Raw genomic sequence first — 21,542 nt, 5'->3', positions numbered from 1 at the left:
GGCGGGATCTTCTCAACTCACCGCGAGGACGAGATCATGGCGGGCGGGCAGGGCACGCAAACCCTCGCGCAGACCCAGGCGCCAGCAGGCGCGGCAGCCGATCGGGGCGGCCGGCTGGAAGCGCTGCTGGCGGCCGCGCGCGCGGCCGGCGGCTCGGGCCCGGCGCCGGTGGATAAGTGGAATCCGCCCGATTGCGGCGACATGGATATGCGAATCGCCGCCGACGGCACCTGGTTCTACATGGGCACGCCCATCGGCCGGCCGGCTTTGGTGCGCCTGTTCGCGTCCGTGCTCACCCGCGAGGGCGCGCGCTATGTGTTGAAGACGCCGGTGGAGAAGATCGGCATCAAGGTGGACGACGCCCCGTTCCTGGCGGTGGAGATGGCGGAGGAGGAGGGCGCGAGCGGCCGCATCCTGGTGTTCCGCACCAATCTTGATGATCTGGTGCGCTGCGGTCCCGGCCACGCTTTGCGCTTCGCGTCCGGGGCCGCGCCCGGCGAGTTCGTGCCCTATGTGCATGTGCGCAACGGGCTTGAGGCGCGGCTCACCCGGGCGGTCTATTTCGATCTCGTCGCGGCGGGCGAGGTGCGCGCGGTGGAGGGGCGGGAGATGTTCGGCATCGCCTCCGGCGGGGCGTTCTTCCCCATCATGCCGGCGGCCGACCTGGAGCGGCTCACCGCATGAGCGACGCGCCTGTCATGACCGCCGCGCCGGGCTCCGGCCTTGCCGATTTCCTGGACCGGGCGGCCCGCGGCCTCTCCCGGGAGCCGCCGCCTTTCTATACCGACACCGCCTTCGGCCGGGTGAATGGCGACCACGCCTTGCAGCCCAGCCTGGAGGGCCTTGCGCCCACCGCCCCGCCCCGGCACGCGGCGGTGCTGGTGCCCATCATCGCCCGTCCCGAGCCCGGCGTGCTGCTGACCCAGAGGTCGGCGCAGCTCTCCAACCATGCGGGCCAGATCGCCTTTCCCGGCGGTCGCGTGGATCCGGAGGATGCCGATGAGCAGGCCGCCGCTTTGCGCGAGGCGTGGGAGGAAGTGGGGCTGAATGGCACCCTGGTGCGGCACCTGGGTTATCTCGACGGCTATCTCTCGGGCACCGGCTTCTGGATCGTGCCGGTGGTGGGCCTGGTGGATCCGGCCTATGGCCTGACCCTCAACCCCGCCGAGGTGGACGAGGCCTTCGAGGTGCCGCTGAAATTCCTCATGACACCGGCCAACCACCAGCGCCAGTCGCGGAACTGGAAGGGGACCCTGCGCCATTATTATGCGATGCCGTATGAGGGGCGCTTCATCTGGGGCGCCACCGCCGGCATGCTGCGGAACCTTTATGAACGGGTCTATGCCTGATGCTGCGCACCGTGCTGGTGGAACTGGCCCTGTTCCTCACCCCCTTCGTGCTCTATGGCGCGCTGCTCATTGCCACCAAGGGCTCGGTGGTGCCGGAGCATTGGTCGCCGCGCGCTTTGGCCGGCCTCGTGGTGGCCGCCTTGGCGCTGATGATCGTGGGGCTGCTGCTGTTCGAGGGCGGACGCAGCGCGCCGCCGGGCAGCCATTACATTCCAGCTGAAACCCGCGATGGCCACTTCGTGCCGGGGCATTACGAATGAGCGGAACATCTCTCGCAGGGGCCGATTTCTGGAGCCGCCATGGCCTGCGCGACCTGCTGGCCGTGCTCAATGGCGGCGGCGAGGAAGCGCGCGTGGTGGGCGGCGCGGTGCGAAATACATTGCTGGGCCGGCCGGTGACCGACGTGGACATTGCCACAACCGCCTTGCCCCAAGTGGTGAGCGAACGGGTGCGCGGCGCCGGCATGAAGCCCGTACCCACCGGTATCGACCATGGCACGGTGACCGTGGTGGTGGACCACGAGGCCTATGAGGTCACCACCCTGCGCGAGGACATGGAGACCGACGGCCGCCGCGCCGTGGTGCGCTTCGGCCGCAGCTGGGCGCATGACGCCGCCCGGCGCGACTTCACCATCAACGCCCTTTACGCCTCGCCCGATGGCATGGTGGTGGATCTGGTGGGCGGGCTGGCCGATCTCGCCGCGCGTCGCGTGCGCTTCATCGGCGACGCGGAGAACCGCATCCGCGAGGATTATCTGCGCATCCTGCGCCTGTTCCGCTTCCATGCGGCCTATGGCGAGGGACCGGTGGACGTGCTGGCCCTGCACGCCGCGATCCGCTGCCGCGAGGGGCTGCGCGGCCTTTCCCACGAGCGGGTGCGGGCCGAGCTTCTCAAGCTGCTGCTGGCGCCGGGGGCGGCGCATACGCTGCACGTGATGAGCGATTGTGGGCTCGTCCAGCCGCTTCTGGCGGGGCTGGCCGACGTGGGGGCTTTCAGCCGGCTGGTCGCGCGCGAGGCGGACTTCGGCGTGGCGCCGGACGCCATCCGCCGGCTCGCCGCCTTGGCGCTGCGCGTGGCCGATGATGTGCCGCGCCTGCGCGAGAAATTGCGCTTGTCGAACGTGGAAATGCAGCGCCTCTCCGCCATGGCCTCGTCGCGCCCGGCCCTGCCGGCGCAGGGCGCCGCGCTCCAGGCGCAGCGCGCCTTTGTTTACCGCGCGGGTGCCGAGGCGGCTCTGGATCGGGCGCTGCTGGCGGCCGCACGCGGGCGTGCGGACATGGCGCCCCTCGTGGCGCTGGCCACCAGTTGGGCGCCGCCGCGTCTGCCGGTGGCCGCCGCCGATCTGCTGGCCGGCGGCCTGAAGCCGGGCCCGGGACTGGGCCGCGCCTTGGCCTATGCGGAGAATGCCTGGGTGGATGCCGATTTTCCGGGAGGGAATGAGGCCCGCGACGCGCTCATCCAGGCCGCGCTGGGCACGGAGGGAGTCGGCGGCTGAGCTGGCGTGAGCCTTCGCCCGTCGATGACGAAGAAGAGCCCTTCTCCCGCCGGTGCTGAGCTGAATTGTTCGCGCTCACGCCATTCCGCCTCGCCCTGCGGCGCTCTCGGCGCGTCTGTGCGGGGGAGCGGCTTGGTGCCGCCCGGGGCTCGCGCGCCACGACATTTTTCCGCTGAGGACGTTGCGTAATGCGTCGCCAAAGATCCCAGCGCCCAAAGCCCCGCCAAAGGCCGGGGTGGGCGGCGGGAGCTGCACTCAAAGGGCCTGTGAGCCTGGCTCATCGGTCCTCGGTCGCGCCGGCGGGTTCTTGAGCGTGCCCCATTGGCACCGGTCGAAGACCGGCGCCGATGGTGTAGGGCGAATGCGTGTGGGGTGAGGATCAGTCCTCGTCCTCTTCCCCTTCGTCCCCGTCTTCCTCGATCTCGAACTCAGTCAGATCAAGGGTCTCGAGGGACACGGCCGGCAGGCTCTGGGAGCGGAACTCGCCCACTTCCTCGGCATACCACACCACCTTGACGTCCTGCTCCTGCACCTCGACCACGGTCAAGGCCGGGCTTCCCGACTTGAGCTGAACGATCTCTCCCGGCTCGAACGCCATGTCCCTCTCCCCGATTGCGGCGCGATGCGCGCCGCCTGCATCATTATCGGGGCATCATGACAGGCCCATCACGGACCCGCGAAGAGCCTTCGAAACGGTCAGGGCACGACGGGGAGCATGGCGGAGAGAAAACCGGGCGGCTTGGCCCGTGCGCGCGAGCGTTCCACCTGGGTGATGCCGAGGGCCGAGAAGCCATTCAGCCGGTGAACCTGATTGTCGAGCTGTGTGCTGATGGCGTCCATCTGTTCGGATGTCATCGGGCTCGGCGTCTTGCCGCTGCTATCGAGGCCGGCGGCCCAGATGCGGGCGGGCTCGAGGAGTTCATTGAGCACCCGGAAGCAATAGCCGAAGACCACCAGATGGTGGGTGCTGCTGTTCCAGTCGACGCTGAAGTCCTTAAAGTCGGAAGGGGTAAACACTTGCCCGTCGGACGACTGGGGCATGCTTTTTTCCCGGATGCAGTCGAATTCTCCCCGCGCGGCGCTTCGCTTGAGCTGGCCATAGCCCAGGGGATCCCGATCCATGCCCTTGTCGGTCAACAAAGCGGGGGTCGTGGCGGCGCTCGGCCAATCGAGATGCCGGCGGGCGTCGAAAATGTAGGAATCCATTTTCGCACGCAGGTCCACTCGACCTATTTCGTACAGAGCAAAGAGTTCCTTTCCGCGGGCGGCGAGAAACTCTGCATTGGCGGTGTTGGGCTTGGTGACCGCGTCTCGATAGGTGAAGAAGAGAATCTCCTGCAGTGTGTTGATTCGCGCCAGTTCTGAGGAAATGGCGGCGAATGTGGTGGTTGCTGCCTGGAAATCCGCGGCGGTTCGCGCAAGGCTTTGCTCGGCCTGCCAGCGACTATATTGGAAAATGGACGAAGCCGAAGCGGCCACCACAGTCGTGATGAGGCCGATCACGGCTCCGGCGATGCCGATATCGCGCAGCCGGGACCACAGGGATTTGGTCGTGTCGGGCTGGACCGACTGAATACGCAGGGGTTGAGGAAGTTTCGAGAGGTCCAAATCCGACATGGCGTGTCTCCCCAGGGCGTTGGGGAGACACGATGTCATCGATGTCGGGAATGTACAATCTACAATATATAAATCACCACTTCACAACCGGAGGCATTGACGAGAGAATGGAATCCACATTGCCTCCGGTCTTCAGGCCGAAGATGGTGCCGCGGTCGTAAAGCAGGTTGAATTCCACATAGCGCCCGCGACGGATCAGCTGTTCCTCGCGCTCCTCGGCGGTCCAGGGGGCGGCCATGTTGGCGCGCACGAGCCTGGGGTAGATGTCGAGGAAGCACAGCCCCACATCGCGGGTGAAGGCGAAGTCCTCCTCGAAGCTGCCGGTGCCCTTGGCGGCGCTGTCGAGATAATCGTAGAAGATGCCGCCGATGCCGCGCATTTCGCCCCGGTGCTTCAGGAAGAAATATTCGTCGCACCACGCTTTGTATCGGTCATAGTCGGCCACCTTGTGGGGCGTGCAGGCCGCCTGCATGGCCGCGTGAAAGGCCATGGTGTCCGGGTCGTCCTGGGTGCGCCGGCGCGCCAGGACCGGGGTGAGGTCCGCGCCACCGCCGAACCAGGCCTTGGTCGTCACCACGAAGCGCGTGTTCATGTGCACCGCCGGCACATGGGGGCTCGCCATGTGGGCGATGAGGGAGATGCCGGAGGCCCAGAAGCGCGGATCTTCTGCGGCGCCGGGAATCTGCGCGCGGAACTCGGGCGCGAACTCGCCGAATACGGTGGAGGTGTGCACGCCCACCTTCTCGAACAGGCGCCCGCGCATGAGTGCCATGGTGCCGCCGCCGCCGGGCGCGCCGCTGTGGTCCGTCCGTGCCCATGGCGTGCGTTCGAAGCGGCCCGCCGTGGGACCGTAGAGCTCCGCCGCCGCTTCCTGCTCCAATGTCTCGAACGCCGCGATGATGCGGCCCTGCAGCTCCTCGAACCAGGCACGGGCGCGCGCCTGACGCTCGCTCAGGATGGGATTTGGGGGCGGGGCGGATGTTGGAGGAGCGGCGGACATGGGGCTTCCGTGGCTGTCGGCGGAAAAGGAGTTCTTATACCAAAGGCGCGCGCGTGTGCCTCATGGGCGTTTGGACAAACCGCCACGGCGGACATTGGGGCCCGCCTTCCCCCGCAGGCCCGCGCTCGGGTCCACTTGCGGCACTGATCCTCCGCCTTCGTCCGGGACTGATGTGACGCGCTTCCCTAACGCAAGCCACTCCCGCTTCGCCCGGACAGGCTTCAGGACCGGGGAAAGCCCGATGTCTGGCGCAGGGCCTCGGCAAGCCCGATGCCCGCGCTCACCGCGACATTGAGGGAGCGCAGCCCCGCGCGCATGGGGATGGTGACGCGCGCATCGGCTGCGTGATGGACGGCCTCCGGCACGCCGGCCGACTCGCGCCCGAACAGCAGCGCGTCCGTGGGTGCAAAGCGGAAATCCGTGAACGCATGTTCGGCCCCGGTGGTGAACAGCACCAGGCGGCGCCCCTGTGTCCGCACCATGTCGCGGAAGACGTCGAAGCTGGCGTGGCGGTGCCAGTCCACGGCGTCGATATAGTCCATGCCGGCCCGCCGGAAGGCGGCCGAGCCCACGGGAAAGCCCGCCGGCTCGATGATGTGGACCGGAACACCGAAGCAGGCCCCGGTGCGCAGGCAGGTGCCGGCGTTTTGTGCGATGTCAGGACAATAAAGGGCGAGAAGCATCATGGGAGCCCTGGGAGGGTGCCCGCCGGCGCCGGCGGGCACCCTCGGGCCATCATCAGTTCCTGGAGGCGGGGCAGGTGACCTTCGCCATGGATCCGTTCAGCGGGTACAGCGTCAGGTTGAGCGCCGTCGGCTGAAGCAGTGAGATGGTGCTGCTCTGCGAGCAGACATCGTCATAGGGGAAGGTATAGGCCCCCTTGTTGTAGGAATACTGGTGAATGAGCTTGGAATACTGATTCACCGGCGAAGCCGTGTAGGGCGCAGCGCCGCTGCAGTTCGACAGGGTCTTGTTGGTCAGGAAGGTGGAGCGCAGGAAGGCCGCCTGGATGTAGGTCTGCAACAGCGCCACGTTGCCGCCGCTGACCGGCGGCGCGCCATTGGCCCAAAGATATGGGGTGTCGGGCTTGCCGAAGATCGTGGGCGTGCCGCCACCCTTGGGGGTGAGCACCATCTGGTTATTGGTCACCGTGCCGGTATAGGTGGTGGCGCCGGTATCGATCGAAAAGGTATTCTTTGCGTTGGCGTAATAGGTGAAGACCTGATCGATATATTTGTTCCAGTGGGTATTATCGAAGTAGTTCGGATCCTTCGTGCTCAGCGCCATCGCATGGACCGGCGAGATGATGCGGATCGGCCGTTTCTGTGCGTCCTTGACGATGAGGTTCGACCAGGGCGCGCCCGCCTTGGTCATGGCGGTGATGATGTTGGTGCCGGCGGTGGCGCTGTCAAAACCGCCGACCAGGGTGGTGGCAACGCCGCCGGGCTTGCCGGAAAGGGTCATTCGAATGGGAAGGCCGAAGGCATCCACCTGGGTGGTGTCTGCCCAGATCTGCGTGCCGCCGCCCACGCCGGAATTCGTCACCCAGGTATATTCCATGAAGTCAAACGGGGTCTCGAAATTCCCCTCACCCGGGGTCCAGCCGTCGGGCGTGGAGGGGTTGCCCTTGCTGTTGACGCTGAGGGTGATCGGCTCGCAGAAGGAGAAATAGACCCGGGCCGACTGCAGCATGGGCACGCGCAGGGTGGTGCTTTTTCCGGAGAACGAGAAGCCGTAATTCTTCGCCGCAGTGGATGCCTTGAACTTGGTGGCCTTGCCGCTCTGGGCGACATAATACCAAGTGTCGTTCTTGTTCGGGTTCGTGGACCCGTACACGGTCACGTAGATCTTGCCCGTATAGCCGGTGAGGTTGGTGATGGTGACCGGAAGCGTGGAGGCGGCCTCGGCCTTCGGGGTACTGAAGCCTGAGATCGCCACGGCAAGGGAAGCGATTGCTGGGATACACCACGCGCGCATGTGACGCTGCCTATAGGGAATGAGGTAGTTCAATGCAGGGCGCCTGCACCGGCGGAAGGTTACATGAGCATGTTACCGTGGCGAATCCCGCGCGCACAAGGGATTAACCGCCCTATACGGTTGCAATTCTTTGCTTTCGTGTGCTTAGCCGGCGATTGCATACATGACGGGGGCTCTGCGCGGCGGTGTTGACCTTACGCCCGCTGCCATTGCCCCGTTGTCGCACCGCGGGAAAAGACCGCGTGCCGCATGGCCATGATCTGGACAAGATGAGGCGAGGGTGCAATTAGAGGCGCTCGAAGATGGATAATTGTGGCTTCATCGCTCTGCCATATTCGTGCGCAGGGGCCTGACCGGGAAGGTCCAGCCCCCCATGCGGACAGCGGCGGACGACAGAAGGGGGATCAGCGCCGTGGCACATGCGGAGACGTCGCAGAAGGCGACGCGTCGAGACTTTCTCTATATCGCAACGGGCGCCGTGGGCGCGGTGGGCGTTGCCGGCATGGTGTGGCCGTTCGTGTCGCAGCTCCAGCCCGACGCTTCCGTGCTGGCGCTTTCCACCACCGAGGTGGACCTCTCCCCCATCGCCGAGGGGCAGATCGTGACCGTGCAGTGGCGCGGCAAGCCCATCTTCATCTCCCATCGCACCAAGAAGGAGATCGAAGAGGCGCAGAAGGCCGACCTCGCCTCCATGCGCGACCCCCAGCCCGACGCCGACCGCGTGAAGGCCGGCAAGGACCAGTGGCTGGTGGTGATCGGCATCTGCACCCATCTCGGTTGCGTGCCGCTGGGTCATCAGGGGGCCTATGACGGCTGGTTCTGCCCGTGCCACGGTTCGGTGTACGACACCTCCGGCCGCATCCGGCAGGGACCGGCGCCGCTCAACCTTGCCCTTCCGCCCTATGCTTTCACTTCCGATACGAAGATCGTGATCGGCTGACGCTGGTTCGTCGCCGGCGCAATAAAGGTTGGACGCCATGGAAGGACATTCCACCTATCAGCCCAAGAACAAGGTGGCGCAGTGGTTTGAAAGCCGTCTGCCCATCGTGGGGCTGGTGCATTCTTCGGCCATCGCCTATCCGGTGCCGAAGAACCTCAATTACTTTTGGACTTTCGGCGCGATCCTGAGCTTCATGCTCGTGGTGCAGATCGTCTCCGGCATCGTGCTGGCCATGCATTATGTGGCTTACGCTCCGGTGGCCTTCGCCCGGGTCGAGCACATCATGCGGGATGTGAGCTTCGGCTGGCTCCTGCGCTACATCCACGCCAACGGCGCGTCGATGTTCTTCATTGCCGTGTACATCCATATTTTCCGCGGCCTCTATTACGGCTCCTACAAGGCGCCGCGCGAGGTGCTGTGGATCCTTGGCGTCATCATCTACCTCCTCATGATGGCCACCGCCTTCATGGGTTACGTGCTGCCCTGGGGCCAGATGTCCTACTGGGGCGCCACCGTCATCACCAACCTCTTCTCTGCCATCCCGGTGGTGGGCGAGGTGATCGTGCAGTGGCTGTGGGGCGGCTACTCGGTGGGTGACCCCACCCTCAACCGCTTCTTCGCGCTGCATTACCTGCTGCCGTTCATGATCGCCGGCGTGGTCGGTCTCCACATTTGGGCTCTGCACCATGTGGGCCAGAACAACCCCGACGGCATCGATGTGAAGAGCGTGAGCAAGGACACGGTGCCCTTCACCCCCTACGCGACCCTGAAGGACGTGTTCGCCATCGCGGTGTTCATGATCTTCTTCTCGTGGTTCATCTTCTACACCCCGAACTATCTCGGGCACTCGGACAACTATATTCCGGCCAATCCCATGTCGACGCCGGCCCATATCGTGCCTGAGTGGTACTTCCTGCCCTTCTACGCCATCCTGCGGTCCATCCCGGACAAGCTCGGCGGCGTCCTGGCCATGTTCGCGGCCATCGCGGTGCTGGCCTTCCTGCCCTGGCTCGACACCTCCAAGGTGCGTTCGGCCAAGTACCGCCCGCTGTTCCGGATCTTCTTCTGGATCTTCCTGGTGGTGGCGGTGGGCCTGGGCTATCTCGGCTCGCAGCCGTCCGAGGGCTGGTACGTGATCGTGTCGCGCATCTTCACGGTCTATTACTTCGTCCACTTCCTCATCATCCTGCCCCTGCTCGGCTTCATCGAGAAGCCGAAGCCCCTGCCGGCCTCCATCGCGGATGCCGTGCTCGCCAAGCATGCGGCGGGTGGCGCGACGGTCATGGCCGGCGCGTCCGCCCCCGAGACCAAGTGACGGGGCGCGGAGAGAACAGCCATGACCATCCGTAGCATTCTCTTCGGCGCTGCCGCTGCGGCGCTCCTGTTCGTGGCGCCCGCCACGGCTTCCGAGGGTGGCGGCCATGATGGCCGTCCCCCGCGCCTGTCCTGGTCGTTCGCGGGTCCCTTCGGCACCTATGACACGGCGCAGCTCCAGCGCGGCTTCAAGGTGTTCAAGGAAGTGTGCAGCTCCTGCCACTCCGCGAACTTCCTGTACTTCCGCAACCTGGGGCAGCCGGGTGGCCCGAGCTTCAGCGAGGCGCAGGTCAAACAGATCGCGAGCGGCTACCAGATCACCGACGGGCCGAATGACTCCGGCGACATGTTCGAGCGTCCCGGCCGTCCGTCCGATCATTGGCCGGCGCCGTTCCCGAACGAGCAGGCCGCCCGCGCCTCCAATGGCGGCGCCCTGCCGCCGGACATGTCGGTGCTGGCCAAGGCCCGCTCCTACCATGTGGGCTTCCCGGGCTTCATCACGGATGCCTTCATCCAGTACCAGGAGCATGGCGTCGACTACATCCACGCCGTCCTCACCGGTTACGGGGAAGCGCCCGAGGACGTCCACGTCCAGTCCGGCCTGCACTACAACAAGTATTTCCCCGGCAACCAGATCGCCATGCCCAACCCGCTGAGCGATGGTCTGGTGGAATACACGGACGGCTCTCCGCAGACCGTGGACCAGTATGCCTCGGACGTGGCGGCCTTCCTGATGTGGGTGGCGGAGCCGCACCTCGATGCGCGCAAGCGCATCGGCTTCCAGGTCGTCATCTTCCTCATCGTGCTGAGCGGGCTGCTCTACTTCACGAAGAAGAAGGTGTGGAAGAACGTCGCGCACTGAGCGCAGGAATCGCACCGAGAAAGGGCCCGCAAGGGCCCTTTTTCTTTTTGCGCGCCCCCTTCATTCTGTGTGCCCCGCCGCGGCTTGCGCTAGGTCGCTGGTTTGCCCACCGGGCGCCCGCGTCCGCGGCATCAGGAGCCTTCCATGACGCTGAACGAATTCGCCGCCTCGATCCGCACGATCCCGGATTATCCCAAGCCGGGCATCCTGTTTCGCGACATCACCACGCTCCTGGGCAATCCGCGGGCCTTCCGCCGCGCGGTGGATGAGCTGGTGCAGCCCTTCGCCGGCGGCAAGGTCGCGAAGGTCGCCGGCATCGAGGCGCGCGGCTTCATTCTCGGTGGCGCGGTGGCCCATCAGCTGTCCGCGGGTTTTGTGCCGATCCGCAAGAAGGGCAAGCTGCCGCACCAGACCGTGCGCATGGCCTATGCCCTGGAATATGGCCAGGACGAAATCGAGATGCATGTGGATGCGGTGGAGCCGGGGCAGCAGGTGCTGCTCGTGGACGATCTCGTGGCCACCGGCGGAACGGCGGTCGGCGCGGTGCACCTGCTGCGCGAGTGCGGCGCCGAGGTGGTGGCCGCCTGCTTCGTGGTCGACCTGCCGGACCTTGGCGGCGTCGCCAAGCTGGAAGCGCTGGGCGTGCCGGTGCGCTCGCTCGTCTCCTTCCCGGGTCATTGACCCGGCAGGCGCGGGCGCGCATGCGACCGCTGGGCATTCCCGGTGGCGTCGATGTTTGTCGCCCGTCCCAACCCGGCGACCGTGCGCGCCGCCGGCTCCGCCCAGGGCGCTTTGAGCGTGTAGCACGGCGCGGCATCCGGAGCGCTTCGGAATGCAGGAGATGGCGCCCGCACCAAGACACGCGAGACCACGAAAGCCAGAAGCCATAGCCGCGAACCGATGCGGACGGAAAACGTGCCGGCGGGCCGACGCTGAAGTGTCAGCTCCCCAGCGGCTCCGGTCCGGCTGGGCCCAAGGGGAGTTCCCTGTCCGCCCTCCTCGCGGCCAAGCGAGGCGTTGCGGATGGCGGCGCGGGGACGGGTTCAGACCAGGACCGGCCGCGCCTGTTGGGCGCCCACCTCGAAGACGCGGCGATAGCGCTCCAGCTCGCCGGCGGGGCCCATGGCCTTGGTGGGATTGTCGGAGAGCTTCACTGCGGGCCGGCCATTGGCCGAGACCACCTTGCAGACGACGGAGATGGGGTCCAGTGCGCCGTCGGGCACGAGCCCCCGGAAGTCGTTGGTGAGCAGGGTGCCCCAGCCGAAGCCCATGCGCAGGCGGCCCTTGAAGGCGTTGTGGATGCGCGCCACCTCGGCCACGTCGAGAGCGTCGGAGAAGATGGCGAGCTTCTCGGTGGGGGCCTGCCCGCGCTCGATCCACCAGCGGATGGCCTCCTCGCCGCCCTGCACCGGGTCCTTGCTGTCGATGCGGATGCCGGTCCAGCGGGCCACCCAGTCGGGCGCGTGCGCCAGGAAGCCGGAGGTGCCGTAGGTGTCCGGCAGGATGATCCGGAGATTGCCGTCGTAATCGTCCTGCCAATCGGCGAGGACCTGGTAGGGCGACCAGGCGAGCTCCTCGTCGGTGGTGGCGAGGGCGGCATAGACCATGGGCAGCTCATGGGCGTTGGTGCCCGTGGCTTCCACTTCCCGGCGCATGGCGATGAGGCAGTTGGAGGTGCCGAGGAAGCCTTCGCCGAGACCTTCGATCAGCGCCTGCACGCACCAGTCCTGCCACAGGAAGCCGTGGCGGCGGCGGGTGCCGAAATCGGCGATGTTGATGGGGCCGAGGGTGCGCAGGAACTCCACTTTTTCCCACACGCGGGCCATGGCGCGGGCATAGAGGATCTGCAGCTCGAATTTGCCCATGTCCTTCAGCACGGCGCGCGAGCGCAGCTCGTTGATGATGGCGAGGGCGGGGATCTCCCACATGGTGGTTTCCACCCAGGGCCCCTCGAAGGTCAGCTCGTATTGCCCGTCCCATTTTTCCAGGTGATAGGCGGGAAAGCGGAAGGCCTCGAGCCAGGCGATGTAATCGGGCGAGAACATCTGCCGCTTGCCATAGAACATGTTGCCGCGCAGCCAGGTGCTCTCGCCCCGGGTGAGGGAGAGGCCGCGCACATGGTCGAGCTGCTCGCGCAGGGCGCCGATGTCGATGATGTCGGCGATGCGGATGTGGGACGAGCGGTTATGGATGCCGAAAGTGACGCGCGTATCCCGGTGGCGGTGGAAAATGGTCTGCCCCATCAGCAGCTTGTAGAAGTCGGTGTCGAGCACCGAGCGAACGATGGGGTCGATCTTCCAGGTGTGGTTGTAGACGCGCGTGGCGATGTCGGTCATGTCGGCCCCGGGTGGCGGATCGGCGGCTGGGAGCCGCAATGCGCGAGGCACCACCTATAGCATTGATCCATGGGATGGTGGCCGCCGCGCGAAGCTGCGCCGCCGGCGGCGGGCCGGCGGCGAGCGCAGGTGAGGGGCGGTGCGGACGCTCAGGCCGCGGGCGCCGAGCCGGCGGCGATGGCGGACTTCAGCTTGGCCTCGTCCTCATTGGAGAGGGAGGTCTTCAGCACGCGGGGATTGTAGGGCTCGATCTCCGGCAGCACCTTGTCGAAGGTCACGCTCTTCACCAGCACGAACAAGGCGGAGGAACTGGCGGGAATGGTCTCGCCCAGCTGCTTCACGAAGTCGTCGTTGATGCCGTAGTCGGACAGCGAGCCGGAAAGCGCGCCCGCGCCCGCGCCGGCGGCCGCACCCAGAGCCATGCCCGCCAGCGGATTGAGGAACAAAAGGCCGACGAGCCCGCCCCACAGCGCGCCCATGGTGCCGCCCTGCGCCGCGCCCAGAGCGGTGAGGTTCACGGCCTGCTTCACATGCACCTTGCCGTCGCTCTCGCGCTCCACGACGCAGGCGTCCTCAAGATCGATCAGGTGCGCCTTCTGCAGGGAGCGCAGCTTGTTGAGCACTTCGTCCGCCTGGTGGAGACCGCTGAAGCCGAAAACGACCAGATCGCTCATGAAACGCCTCTTGGGTTGGGTGGAATGGCCTGATTCGCTTGGCCTGCCCGGGATTTCCACCGTGGGGCAGCGCGGACCTTCGTCTGAATTCGCGACGCTGGCAAGACGGGACGGCCGGTGTTGCCCGCCATGGCCCGCCGCCGCGGACCCGTGGCTTGGCGGCGGGTCGGAAGGCCCGCCAATGCGCGGTGGGTGGTGACGTGCACACGTTGCCACCGTCAATCGATGGCGGTAAAGGAGGAAATCACGGTGCGTACCACCTGACGGCCACAGGACCCCGTTCGGCGCTGAGTTTGCTGGATTGTGGGTCGCGTGAAACGGCCGGTCGGGAGCGATTGCCAGCTGGAGATCTCGTCGCGGCGTTGTCCACGCTTGCGGGAGGTATCACAGGCGTCTTCATCGAAGATGGGGTGGCTCTCGCCCCGCAGATGTGCTCGGAATAAGCGTGGCGAGCTGCCGCGCTGGCCGCCTGACGGCCACCGGGCACACGAAGGGGTCGATCGGACGGTGCTGACCTTGCGGAGCCGGCGGATGGTGAACACTGCGAAGCCTGGGGGCCGGCGCTCCATCGGGTGCGAGCGGCCGTGCCGCCAGCATGTGCGGGCCGGCATGATGGCGCACGGGCGCAATCCTTCCGCCCTCAGCCCGGCCAGCGGCGGGCGTGGGGCATGAGCTTCATTCGCAATCCCGCGGAAGGCGAGGCGCCCCGCGCCACGCCAGCGCAGCGTGCCGTGCGCAGCCTTTGGTTTTTCCTGGCCTGGGTCGCTCTTGGCCGGGTGGGCATCGCCGATCTCATGGCCGGCGCGATGGTGAGCGTGCTGTGTGGCGAACTGAGCCTGCGGCTTCTGCCGCCGGCAGCGCGCTGGACCGACCCCCGGGCTCTCGCCGTGTTCGTGCTTCATTTCCTGGGCCGGTCGGTGGCTGCGGGCGTTGATGTCGGGCTCAGGGTGCTGCGGCCCTCGCTGCCCATCGCCCCTGGGGTGCTGGCGGCGGATTGCGGCCTCGCGCCGGGGCTTGCCCGCCAGGCGTTCGCCGCCACCGCCAGCCTTCAACCCGGGACGCTGCCCCTGGGGGAGGAACCGGATGCGCTGCTGTTCCATGTGCTCGACATGGACGGCCCGGTCCTTGAAGAGCTGGAGACCGATCTCACCGTGTTCCTGAATGTCCTCGGGCCCGGCGGGGCGCCGGAACAGGAGGAGCCGCGTGGCTGATTTTCTCGTCGCGGCCGCCGGCCTGCTGGTGCTCATCGGCGCGACCGGTCTTCTGGGCGTGTGGCGCAGCGGCGGCGCGGGCCGGATGATGGCGCTGCAATTGTTCGGCACCTGCGGCATCGCGGTGCTGCTTCTCCTCGCCGTGGCGCAGGAGGATGCGGCGGTGCTGGATGCGGCGCTGCTGCTGGCGCTGCTGGCCGCGTGCGCCATCGCCGCCTTTCGTGCCGTGTCGCTGCGCGAGCATGCCGGCGGCGGCCCCGGACCCGGGGGGGCGCCGTGACCCTGGCGCTCAACATCTTCACCCTGCTGGTGGTTGCGGCGGGCCTTCTCTTCTTCATCGTCGGCACGGTGGGGTTGCTGCGCCTGCCGGACGCGCTGGCGCGGCTGCATGCCCTCACCAAGGCTGACAATATCGGCCTTGGCCTGGTGGTGTTGGGCCTGCTGCCGCAGGCGGTCGCGCTGTGGGGCGTCCTGGCCGCGGCGAAGATGGTGGGCATCTGGCTGCTGCTGCAGGTGTCGTCGGGGGCGGTTTCGCAATTGATGGCGGAGGTGGCCTACCGGGCCGCGCAGCGGAAGGACAGCGAGGGGGGCGCGGCGCCGTGAGCCTGCTGCTGGATGCCCCCCTGGCCCTCGTCGCCATCGCTGTGGCCATCCGCGCCGTGGCGGGGGGCGATGCGTTCGCCCGCGTGGCCGCCTTCATGGCCTACGGGCTGGTGCTGGGGTTCATCTGGGTGCGGCTGGCGGCACCGGATGTGGCGCTGACGGAAATCGCGGTCGGCGGCGGCATCACCGGGCTGGTCCTGCTGCAGGCCGCCGGCGATGCGCGCTTCAGCCGCGAGCGGGGCGTCGGGCTGCTCTATCATGTGTGCGCCGCCATCCTGGCGTTGGGCGTGTTCGCGGCGCTGGCGGCCGTGGTGCTGCTGCTGCCGGAACCGGCGCCGAGCCTGGCGCCCCAGGTGGCCACCAACCTGCCGGCCACCGATCTCGGCAATCCCGTCACCGGCGTGCTCATCGTGTTCCGCGCGCTCGATACCCTGCTGGAAACGGTGGTGCTGCTGGTGGCGCTCATCGGCGTGTGGTCGCTCTCGCCTGATCCGCTGTGGCGCGGTCGGCCGGCGCCCCTATGGCCGGCGCCGCCGTCCGGCGCGCTGGATTTCCTCGCGCGGGTGGTGGTGCCGGTGGGTGTTCTGGTGGGTATCTATCTGTTCTGGGCGGGGGCGGATGTGCCCGGCGGGGCCTTTCAGGGCGGGGCGGTGCTGGCCGCCATGGCGCTGCTGGCCATCATGGCGGGGCTGATGCCCGCGCCGGCCCTTGGCGGGCGCCGCCTGCGGCTCGCCTTGCTCGCTGGGCCGTTCGCCTTCCTGGGCGTTGGCATCGCCGGCTGGTTCGTGGCCGATGCCTTCCTCGACTATCCCGACGGGATCACCAAGCCGCTCATCATCGCCGTCGAGGTGGCCATCACGGCATCCATCGCGGTCACCCTGGCGCTTTTGGTGCTGGGGCCGCCGGCCGGGAGGAAGGCATGAGCACGCCCACCGTCATGGGCCTTCTCGGCGCCGCCCTGTCCGCCATCGGCATCTATGGGCTGATGGTGGGGCGTGATGCGCTGGCGCGTCTGCTCGCCTTCAACCTGCTGGGGGGCGGCGTGTTCCTGGTGTTCGGCGTGGTGGCGCGGCGCGGGGCGGGGGCCGGCTTCGGCGCGGATCCGGTGCCGCAGGCCCTCGTCATCACCGGCATCGTGGTGGCCTTTTCCGCCACGGCGCTGGCTGTGGCCCTGCTGCGGCGCCTCGCCGAGCTGCGGGAGAAGGCGCGCGCGCCCCGTCCGGCTCCGGAGGGCGAGGCGTGAGCGGCATTCTCGGGTCGGCCCTGGCGGGCGACATGCTGCTGGTCGGGGCGGTCATCCTGCCCCTGTTCGCGCTGCCGCCGCTGCTGCTGGCGCCGCCACGGCTGGCGGAGCGGCTCTCGATGCTGGTTCTGCTGGCGAGCCTTTTGGTGGCGCTCGCGCTCGCGGCGCGGGTGGGAGCGGACGGGGCGGCGCTCGCCACCTTCATCGGCGGCTGGCGTCCGCCTTTGGGCGTGGGGCTGCGGGCCGATGGCTTTTCCGCCTTCATGCTGGTGATGACGGCGGTGGTGTTGTTCGCCACCGGCCTGTTCGCCATGACGGCCCCGGGGGCCGCGCAGGGGCGGGTCGCGCGCGGGCGCATGCCACCGGCCTTCTGGATGCTGCTGGCAAGCGTGTTCAGCGCCCTGAACCTCGTTTTCCTGGCGGAAGACCTCTTCACCCTTTACGTGGCGCTGGAGCTGCTCACCTTCGCGGCGGTGCCGCTGGTGTGCCTGGACGGCAAGCTGGCCCAGGTGGAAGCGGCGCTGCGCTACCTGCTGTTCGCGCTGTTCGGCTCGGTGCTCTACCTGCTGGGCGCGGTCATCATCTACGGCCTCTATGGCACGCTGGACATCATCCTGGTGGCGCGGGCGGCGAGCGCGAGCCCCGGCTTCGTGCTGGCGCTGGCGGCCATGAGCGTGGGCATGATGGCGAAGGCGGCGCTGTTTCCCCTGCATCTGTGGCTGCCGCCGGCCCATTCCGGCGCCCCACCGGCGGCGAGCGCCATGCTCTCGGCGGTGGTCATCAAGGCCCCCATCTTCCTGCTGGTGCGGTTCTGGCTGGATCTGGCTCCGGCCGGGCTGGCGGTGGCGGTGGCGCCGGTTCTGGCCGGGCTCGGGGCGGCGGCCATCCTGGTGGGCAGCCTCGTCGCCCTCGCTCAGCCGCGGCTGAAGCTGCTGATCGCCTATTCCACGGCGGCGCAGATCGGCTACCTCTTCCTCATGTTCCCCCTGGCGGTGGTGGCGAGCCCCTGGAGCGCGCTCGCCTGGACCGGCGGGGCGCTGCATCTGGCCTCCCATGCTTTCTCGAAGGCGGCCATGTTCATGGCGGCGGGGCTGATGGCGGAAGCGCTGGGGCATGACCGCATTTCGGGCCTTTCCGGCGTCGGGCGGGCTGTGCCGGTGGCGCTCGTCGCCTTCGGGCTCGGGGGCCTCTCCCTCATGGGCCTGCCGCCGGCGGGCGGCTTCATCGCCAAGGTGATGCTGCTGAGCGCGGCCATCCACCTCGATGCGTGGTGGATCGCGGCGGTGATCCTGGCGGGCGGCCTGCTGGCGGGCGGCTATGTGCTGAAGGTGGTGGGGCTGGCGCTGCAGCGGCCGGCCGAGCCGCTGGCGGTTCGCCCGGTGGCGCGCTGGCGCGAATGGGTGGCGCTTGCGCTGGCCTTGGTGGCGGTGGGCTTCGGCTTCGTGCCGCTGGAGCCCTCGTCCTTCCTGTTCATCGGCCGGCCGGCGAGCTGGGCCGGGTTGGTGCCGTGATGGGGAACATGAGCACGAGCGACCTGCTGCTTCTCGCCGCCGTGGCTCTGCCGCTGCTGCTGGCGCTTGCCGCCATCAAGCCGTGGGTTCGGCGGCGGGCCGATGTGCTGCTGTTGCTGGCCCCGCTGCCGGGGCTGGTGGCGGCGCTGGCGGTGCCGGTGGGCCAGTCTCTGCTGGTGGTGCCGCCGCCCTTCCGCCTGACCTTCGCGCTGGACATGCCGGGCGCGGTGCTGCTGGGCGGCGCCGCGCTGCTGTGGCTCGCAGCCGGCCTTTATGCCGTCTTCTACCTGAAGGACGATCCGGCGCGCGGCACCTTCTGCGTGTGGTGGCTGCTGACGCTGGCGGGCTCGTTCGCGGTGTTCCTGGTGGCGGATGTGGCGAGTTTCTATCTCGCCTATGCGCTGGTGAGCTTTTCCGCCTACGGCCTCGCCACCCATGACGACACGCCCGAGGCCCGGCGGGCCGGCCGGGTCTATCTCGCCCTGACTGTGCTGGGCGAGGCGCTGCTGATTGCCGCCTTCGTGATGCTTGCCTCCAGCGTCACCGACGCCAATCCGCTGATCCGCGACGCGGTGGCCGGCCTTTCCGCCTCGCCCTGGAAGGAGGCGATCCTGCTGTTGCTGCTGGTGGGCTTCACCATGAAGATGGGCCTGTTCCCGCTCCATGTGTGGATGCCACTGGCCCATGCGGTGGCCCCGGTGCCGGGCTCGGCGGTGCTGTCCGGCATCGTGGTGAAGGCGGGCGTTATCGGCCTCATCCGCTTCCTGCCCTGGGGCGAAAGCTGGCCCGATTGGGGCGCGGGCCTGCTGGCGGTCGGCCTGTTCACGGCCTTCTATGGCGTCGCCATCGGTCTCACCCAGCGCCATCCCAAGCGCGCTTTGGCCTATTCCACGGTCAGCCAGATGGGCGTGGTGGCGGCGGTGCTCGGCATGGGGCTGAAGGCGGGCGATGGCGCGGTGCCCGCCCTGGCTGCCTTCTATGCGGTCAACCACATGCTGCTGAAGGGCGCCATGTTCCTCACGGTCGGCGTCGCGGCGGAAACTCCGCGCGGGCGGCTGCTGCCGGTGCTGGCGGTGGCGGCGCTGCTGGGCCTCAGCCTCGCCGGGCTGCCCTTCACCGGGGGCGCGCTGGCGAAATATGCGGTGAAGGCGCCCATGGGCGATGGGCTCGCCGCCTTCCTGCTTGCCCTTTCCGCTGGCGGCACCACGCTGCTCATGGCGCGCTACGTGCTGTTGCTGCTGGATGTTGCGCAGGAGGGGGGCGAGGCGCTTGCCCCCCGCGGGCTGCTGGTGCCCTGGGCCGCGCTCAGCCTGGTGGCGGTGCTGCTGCCGTTCGGCCTGTTCACGCCGGTGACGGGGCTCTCCCTGGGCGTGCTGATGAGCCTCGAAACGCTCATCAAGGGGCTGTGGCCGGTGGCGCTGGGCCTTGCGGTGGGCGCGCTGATCTACCAGAAGCCTCCCCGATTCTCGGAGGTACCGCCGGGCGACATCCTGGCGGCGGCGGCTCCCTTGGGCGCGCTCTACGCCCGTGTGCGCGACGGCGCCGTGCTGCTGGACATGGTGCTGCGCCGCTGGTCCACCGCGGCGCTGGCGGTGGTGATGCTGGCGTTCGTGCTGGCCTATGTGATGGCCGGGGCGGCCTTCTCCCCGCCCATCACGCCATAGGGGCGCTCAGCAGGACAGGCCGCCGAACCAGGCACCGAAGAAGCCGGCATAAAGCTCGGGCGCTTCCACATTCATGGAATGGCTGACGCCCGGCACCGCCACGAAGCGGCAATCGGGCATGGCATCGGCCATCAGCTTCAGGTCCGCTTCCCGGATCACCGAATCCAGCGTGCCCCAGGCCACCAGATGGGGGTGGCTGATGGCGTTCATCTGCGCCTTCAGCTCGCCGCTCTGGGCCTCCTTGGTGAGGGTGACGGGCGTGCCGTACCAGATGCCGTCCGAAACGGCGAAGGTCTGGTCCACGATGCGGTCGAACAGGTCGCCGCGGGCGCCCACATCCGGCTTGAAGCGCACCGGACCCTTGGCGAAGCTGTCCGGCTCGAACAGCGTCATGCAGGTGGCGGCCATGATCTGCCGGGTGAGCGGCTTGCTCTTCTTCATCTGGTCGAAATAGGCCGCCTTTTCCGGCGGGAAGTCGACACTCTGCGGGCCCACGGGGGAGAGGGAGAAGATGCGGCCGAAGCGGTCCGGCTGCTTCAGCAGCATGCGCGTGGCGATGATGCCGCCGGCCGAATGGGTGGCCAGGTGGCAGAAGGAGATGCCCAGCGCGTCGAGGGCGCCCAGCATGTCGTCCGCATGCTGGCTGACCGAGTAATTGGAGAAGCAGGGCAGGGGCGTGGGCTTGTCGCTGTCGCCGCAGCCGCGCCAGTCGATGCCGATGGTGCGTACGCCGCGCGGGAAATGCGGCGCCGCCAGCTCGATCCACTCCTTGCTGGCGAGATTGCCGTGGATGAACAGGACCGTGACATCGCCTTCTCCCCATTGCCTCCAGGCGAGCTCGACATCCCCGACCTTGATCCGATCCATTCTCCTGCCCTTTCGTTTCCACCCGGCGTCCGGCCGCAAGCTGCATTCGGGCCCGCGGTTGCAACGCGCGCCACTGGGACGCGCCAAGCGGTCGAGATTTCGAGGCTGACGTCTCGCTCCATGCGGACCGGTATCCGCTTTGTGTAAAGGTGCTCCGACGGCGAGGGACGTGTCGAGCGGTACCGGCCGGCAATCTTAACCGCAAGCACGCGGCCATGTTGAGGCCGCCATTTGTGGCATCTTCAGGTTATAAAGCGGGTGGAGGTACTGTCTAGCCTCTGGCTGCCGGATCGGTATCATGACCATGGCGAATTCCGTTGTTCCCGCCATCGCTGGCGGGTGGAAGGACGCCTTGAGCATCCCTGAGGCGTGTCGTGGTCGGCCTGCCTTGCAGGATCGCGGGAAGTTCTTTCCGCCACTGGGCTTCAGGAGGCGAAGAGGTGGTGACGTAGAAAGTGCAGCTCTGTGAAGGGCGTTCTGTATTGATGCGCCCAATGGGCGCACGGGCCTGCACCGTAATCATCTGAATAAAGTGTGCAGCCGCGTGATGGTGGCTCGGGCGCACACTTGCCCACCCATAGGCGGCTCGGAAGATGTCATCGGTTCAGCGGGCGCGCGAGCTTAAGCTTGATGCCGCGTGGCTTGATGGTGGCGATGGCGTCCTCTTATTTTGTCCTCGGTTTGGTGGTGTTCTGATAAACCACTCAAGTCCATCTGAATAGTTCAATGTATTGTCAGAATTATTTCGTAAGTACATCGTTTTTGACCGCCGTTTTGATTGTCGTCAACTCCGCGGTTCCGGGTGAATGCCTTGCTGCGTCGCGGGAACGCGGCTATTGATGGGGCGAATTTCACTTCGCAGACCTGTTCCTGGTCAGC

23 protein-coding genes are annotated in these 21,542 nt (G+C 67.4%); 15 read left to right on the top strand and 8 right to left on the bottom strand.

The genetic code is table 11. The features are described from left to right. Nucleotides 1-36 precede the first annotated feature (36 nt). From V5F26_RS01210 to V5F26_RS01195, 4 genes are read left to right on the top strand one after another with little or no spacing between them, the layout of a single operon-like run. A complete protein-coding gene (locus tag V5F26_RS01210; RefSeq protein WP_394946730.1) occupies nt 37-684 on the top strand; it encodes a DUF1285 domain-containing protein in 648 nt (215 codons plus the stop codon). Continuing rightward, complete coding sequence (locus tag V5F26_RS01205; protein ID WP_394946729.1) at nt 681-1,349, top strand: CoA pyrophosphatase; 669 nt, start codon at nt 681-683, stop codon at nt 1,347-1,349. Before V5F26_RS01210 ends, V5F26_RS01205 begins: the two co-directional genes overlap by 4 nt. Beyond that, entirely contained in the window at nt 1,349-1,609 is a 261-nt protein-coding gene (locus V5F26_RS01200) for a DUF6111 family protein (protein ID WP_234051047.1), read from the top strand. Before V5F26_RS01205 ends, V5F26_RS01200 begins: the two co-directional genes overlap by 1 nt. Continuing rightward, complete coding sequence (locus V5F26_RS01195) at nt 1,606-2,844, top strand: CCA tRNA nucleotidyltransferase (protein WP_394946728.1); 1,239 nt, start codon at nt 1,606-1,608, stop codon at nt 2,842-2,844. The genes V5F26_RS01200 and V5F26_RS01195 overlap by 4 nt, the downstream gene beginning before the upstream one ends. A gap of 379 nt (nt 2,845-3,223) precedes the next feature. Here the strand turns inward: V5F26_RS01195 and V5F26_RS01190 are convergent, their stop codons facing one another. From V5F26_RS01190 to V5F26_RS01170, 5 genes are all read right to left on the bottom strand, one after another. Next, a complete protein-coding gene (locus V5F26_RS01190) occupies nt 3,224-3,442 on the bottom strand; it encodes a YodC family protein (protein WP_234051045.1) in 219 nt (72 codons plus the stop codon). 98 nt (nt 3,443-3,540) lie between these two features. Next, the gene (locus V5F26_RS01185) at nt 3,541-4,461 is read right to left on the bottom strand and encodes a hypothetical protein (RefSeq protein WP_394946727.1); all 921 of its coding nucleotides are present in this window, start codon (nt 4,459-4,461) and stop codon (nt 3,541-3,543) included. Between the two features lie 73 nt (nt 4,462-4,534). Further along, entirely contained in the window at nt 4,535-5,461 is a 927-nt protein-coding gene (hemF, locus tag V5F26_RS01180) for an oxygen-dependent coproporphyrinogen oxidase (protein WP_394946726.1), read from the bottom strand. 221 nt (nt 5,462-5,682) lie between these two features. After that, on the bottom strand, nt 5,683-6,144 hold the full coding sequence (locus V5F26_RS01175) for a tRNA (cytidine(34)-2'-O)-methyltransferase (protein WP_394056400.1): 462 nt from the start codon (nt 6,142-6,144) through the stop codon (nt 5,683-5,685). 55 nt (nt 6,145-6,199) lie between these two features. Continuing rightward, a complete protein-coding gene (locus V5F26_RS01170) occupies nt 6,200-7,399 on the bottom strand; it encodes a beta-1,3-glucanase family protein (RefSeq protein WP_394946725.1) in 1,200 nt (399 codons plus the stop codon). Between the two features lie 451 nt (nt 7,400-7,850). Here V5F26_RS01170 and petA point away from each other — a divergent pair, with 451 nt between their 5' ends. The 4 genes from petA to V5F26_RS01150 all read left to right on the top strand — a co-directional run bounded on the left by petA (nt 7,851) and on the right by V5F26_RS01150 (nt 11,235). Next, nucleotides 7,851-8,378, top strand: a complete 528-nt coding sequence (petA, locus tag V5F26_RS01165) for a ubiquinol-cytochrome c reductase iron-sulfur subunit (protein ID WP_234051042.1) — start codon at nt 7,851-7,853, stop codon at nt 8,376-8,378. Between the two features lie 37 nt (nt 8,379-8,415). Further along, nucleotides 8,416-9,693 carry a cytochrome b gene (locus V5F26_RS01160; RefSeq protein ID WP_394946724.1) on the top strand — a complete coding sequence of 426 codons (1,278 nt, stop codon included), beginning with the start codon at nt 8,416-8,418 and terminating at the stop codon, nt 9,691-9,693. A gap of 21 nt (nt 9,694-9,714) precedes the next feature. Next, the gene (locus tag V5F26_RS01155) at nt 9,715-10,554 is read left to right on the top strand and encodes a cytochrome c1 (protein WP_234051040.1); all 840 of its coding nucleotides are present in this window, start codon (nt 9,715-9,717) and stop codon (nt 10,552-10,554) included. A gap of 144 nt (nt 10,555-10,698) precedes the next feature. Continuing rightward, the gene (locus V5F26_RS01150; RefSeq protein ID WP_234051039.1) at nt 10,699-11,235 is read left to right on the top strand and encodes an adenine phosphoribosyltransferase; all 537 of its coding nucleotides are present in this window, start codon (nt 10,699-10,701) and stop codon (nt 11,233-11,235) included. Between the two features lie 362 nt (nt 11,236-11,597). On the opposite strand, the gene pncB is transcribed toward V5F26_RS01150, so the two are convergent. Both pncB and V5F26_RS01140 read right to left on the bottom strand, forming a co-directional pair. Next, on the bottom strand, nt 11,598-12,890 hold the full coding sequence (pncB, locus tag V5F26_RS01145; protein ID WP_234051038.1) for a nicotinate phosphoribosyltransferase: 1,293 nt from the start codon (nt 12,888-12,890) through the stop codon (nt 11,598-11,600). 149 nt (nt 12,891-13,039) lie between these two features. After that, entirely contained in the window at nt 13,040-13,564 is a 525-nt protein-coding gene (locus V5F26_RS01140; protein WP_234051037.1) for a DUF1269 domain-containing protein, read from the bottom strand. Between the two features lie 668 nt (nt 13,565-14,232). On the opposite strand from V5F26_RS01140, the gene V5F26_RS01135 reads away from it, so the two are divergent. Genes V5F26_RS01135 through V5F26_RS01105 form a run of 7 tightly spaced genes read left to right on the top strand, consistent with a single transcriptional unit; the run spans nt 14,233 to nt 19,796 of the window. After that, nucleotides 14,233-14,775, top strand: coding sequence for a Na+/H+ antiporter subunit E (locus V5F26_RS01135; RefSeq protein ID WP_394946723.1), 543 nt, complete (start codon nt 14,233-14,235; stop codon nt 14,773-14,775). Further along, nucleotides 14,768-15,055 carry a monovalent cation/H+ antiporter complex subunit F gene (locus V5F26_RS01130; protein WP_394056063.1) on the top strand — a complete coding sequence of 96 codons (288 nt, stop codon included), beginning with the start codon at nt 14,768-14,770 and terminating at the stop codon, nt 15,053-15,055. Before V5F26_RS01135 ends, V5F26_RS01130 begins: the two co-directional genes overlap by 8 nt. Beyond that, a complete protein-coding gene (locus V5F26_RS01125) occupies nt 15,052-15,378 on the top strand; it encodes a monovalent cation/H(+) antiporter subunit G (protein WP_234051034.1) in 327 nt (108 codons plus the stop codon). The genes V5F26_RS01130 and V5F26_RS01125 overlap by 4 nt, the downstream gene beginning before the upstream one ends. Continuing rightward, nucleotides 15,375-16,301: an MnhB domain-containing protein gene (locus tag V5F26_RS01120; protein ID WP_394056065.1), complete on the top strand. Its 927-nt coding sequence runs from the start codon at nt 15,375-15,377 to the stop codon at nt 16,299-16,301. Before V5F26_RS01125 ends, V5F26_RS01120 begins: the two co-directional genes overlap by 4 nt. Beyond that, complete coding sequence (locus V5F26_RS01115; RefSeq protein ID WP_234051032.1) at nt 16,298-16,621, top strand: NADH-quinone oxidoreductase subunit K; 324 nt, start codon at nt 16,298-16,300, stop codon at nt 16,619-16,621. The genes V5F26_RS01120 and V5F26_RS01115 overlap by 4 nt, the downstream gene beginning before the upstream one ends. Then, complete coding sequence (locus tag V5F26_RS01110) at nt 16,618-18,132, top strand: complex I subunit 5 family protein (RefSeq protein WP_394946722.1); 1,515 nt, start codon at nt 16,618-16,620, stop codon at nt 18,130-18,132. Before V5F26_RS01115 ends, V5F26_RS01110 begins: the two co-directional genes overlap by 4 nt. An 8-nt stretch (nt 18,133-18,140) precedes the next feature. Continuing rightward, nucleotides 18,141-19,796, top strand: coding sequence for a complex I subunit 5 family protein (locus V5F26_RS01105; protein WP_394946721.1), 1,656 nt, complete (start codon nt 18,141-18,143; stop codon nt 19,794-19,796). 6 nt (nt 19,797-19,802) lie between these two features. On the opposite strand, the gene V5F26_RS01100 is transcribed toward V5F26_RS01105, so the two are convergent. Further along, nucleotides 19,803-20,663, bottom strand: coding sequence for an alpha/beta fold hydrolase (locus V5F26_RS01100; protein WP_394056071.1), 861 nt, complete (start codon nt 20,661-20,663; stop codon nt 19,803-19,805). Nucleotides 20,664-21,542: the final 879 nt, after the last annotated feature.

This window comes from Xanthobacter variabilis, assembly GCF_043831965.2.
GTDB lineage: Bacteria > Pseudomonadota > Alphaproteobacteria > Rhizobiales > Xanthobacteraceae > Xanthobacter.
The sequence above is the reverse complement of the archived record's forward strand: the minus strand, read 5'-3'. Positions and strand labels throughout refer to the sequence as shown.

Coding starts and splice junctions, on each gene's coding strand:
- V5F26_RS01210 (WP_394946730.1), top strand. CDS start 37: ATGGCGGGCGGGCAGGGCACGCAAACCCTCGCGCAGACCCAGGCGCCA.
- V5F26_RS01205 (WP_394946729.1), top strand. CDS start 681: ATGAGCGACGCGCCTGTCATGACCGCCGCGCCGGGCTCCGGCCTTGCC.
- V5F26_RS01200 (WP_234051047.1), top strand. CDS start 1,349: ATGCTGCGCACCGTGCTGGTGGAACTGGCCCTGTTCCTCACCCCCTTC.
- V5F26_RS01195 (WP_394946728.1), top strand. CDS start 1,606: ATGAGCGGAACATCTCTCGCAGGGGCCGATTTCTGGAGCCGCCATGGC.
- V5F26_RS01190 (WP_234051045.1), bottom strand. CDS start 3,442: ATGGCGTTCGAGCCGGGAGAGATCGTTCAGCTCAAGTCGGGAAGCCCG.
- V5F26_RS01185 (WP_394946727.1), bottom strand. CDS start 4,461: ATGTCGGATTTGGACCTCTCGAAACTTCCTCAACCCCTGCGTATTCAG.
- hemF (WP_394946726.1), bottom strand. CDS start 5,461: ATGTCCGCCGCTCCTCCAACATCCGCCCCGCCCCCAAATCCCATCCTG.
- V5F26_RS01175 (WP_394056400.1), bottom strand. CDS start 6,144: ATGCTTCTCGCCCTTTATTGTCCTGACATCGCACAAAACGCCGGCACC.
- V5F26_RS01160 (WP_394946724.1), top strand. CDS start 8,416: ATGGAAGGACATTCCACCTATCAGCCCAAGAACAAGGTGGCGCAGTGG.
- V5F26_RS01155 (WP_234051040.1), top strand. CDS start 9,715: ATGACCATCCGTAGCATTCTCTTCGGCGCTGCCGCTGCGGCGCTCCTG.
- V5F26_RS01150 (WP_234051039.1), top strand. CDS start 10,699: ATGACGCTGAACGAATTCGCCGCCTCGATCCGCACGATCCCGGATTAT.
- pncB (WP_234051038.1), bottom strand. CDS start 12,890: ATGACCGACATCGCCACGCGCGTCTACAACCACACCTGGAAGATCGAC.
- V5F26_RS01140 (WP_234051037.1), bottom strand. CDS start 13,564: ATGAGCGATCTGGTCGTTTTCGGCTTCAGCGGTCTCCACCAGGCGGAC.
- V5F26_RS01135 (WP_394946723.1), top strand. CDS start 14,233: ATGAGCTTCATTCGCAATCCCGCGGAAGGCGAGGCGCCCCGCGCCACG.
- V5F26_RS01115 (WP_234051032.1), top strand. CDS start 16,298: ATGAGCACGCCCACCGTCATGGGCCTTCTCGGCGCCGCCCTGTCCGCC.
- V5F26_RS01105 (WP_394946721.1), top strand. CDS start 18,141: ATGAGCACGAGCGACCTGCTGCTTCTCGCCGCCGTGGCTCTGCCGCTG.
- V5F26_RS01100 (WP_394056071.1), bottom strand. CDS start 20,663: ATGGATCGGATCAAGGTCGGGGATGTCGAGCTCGCCTGGAGGCAATGG.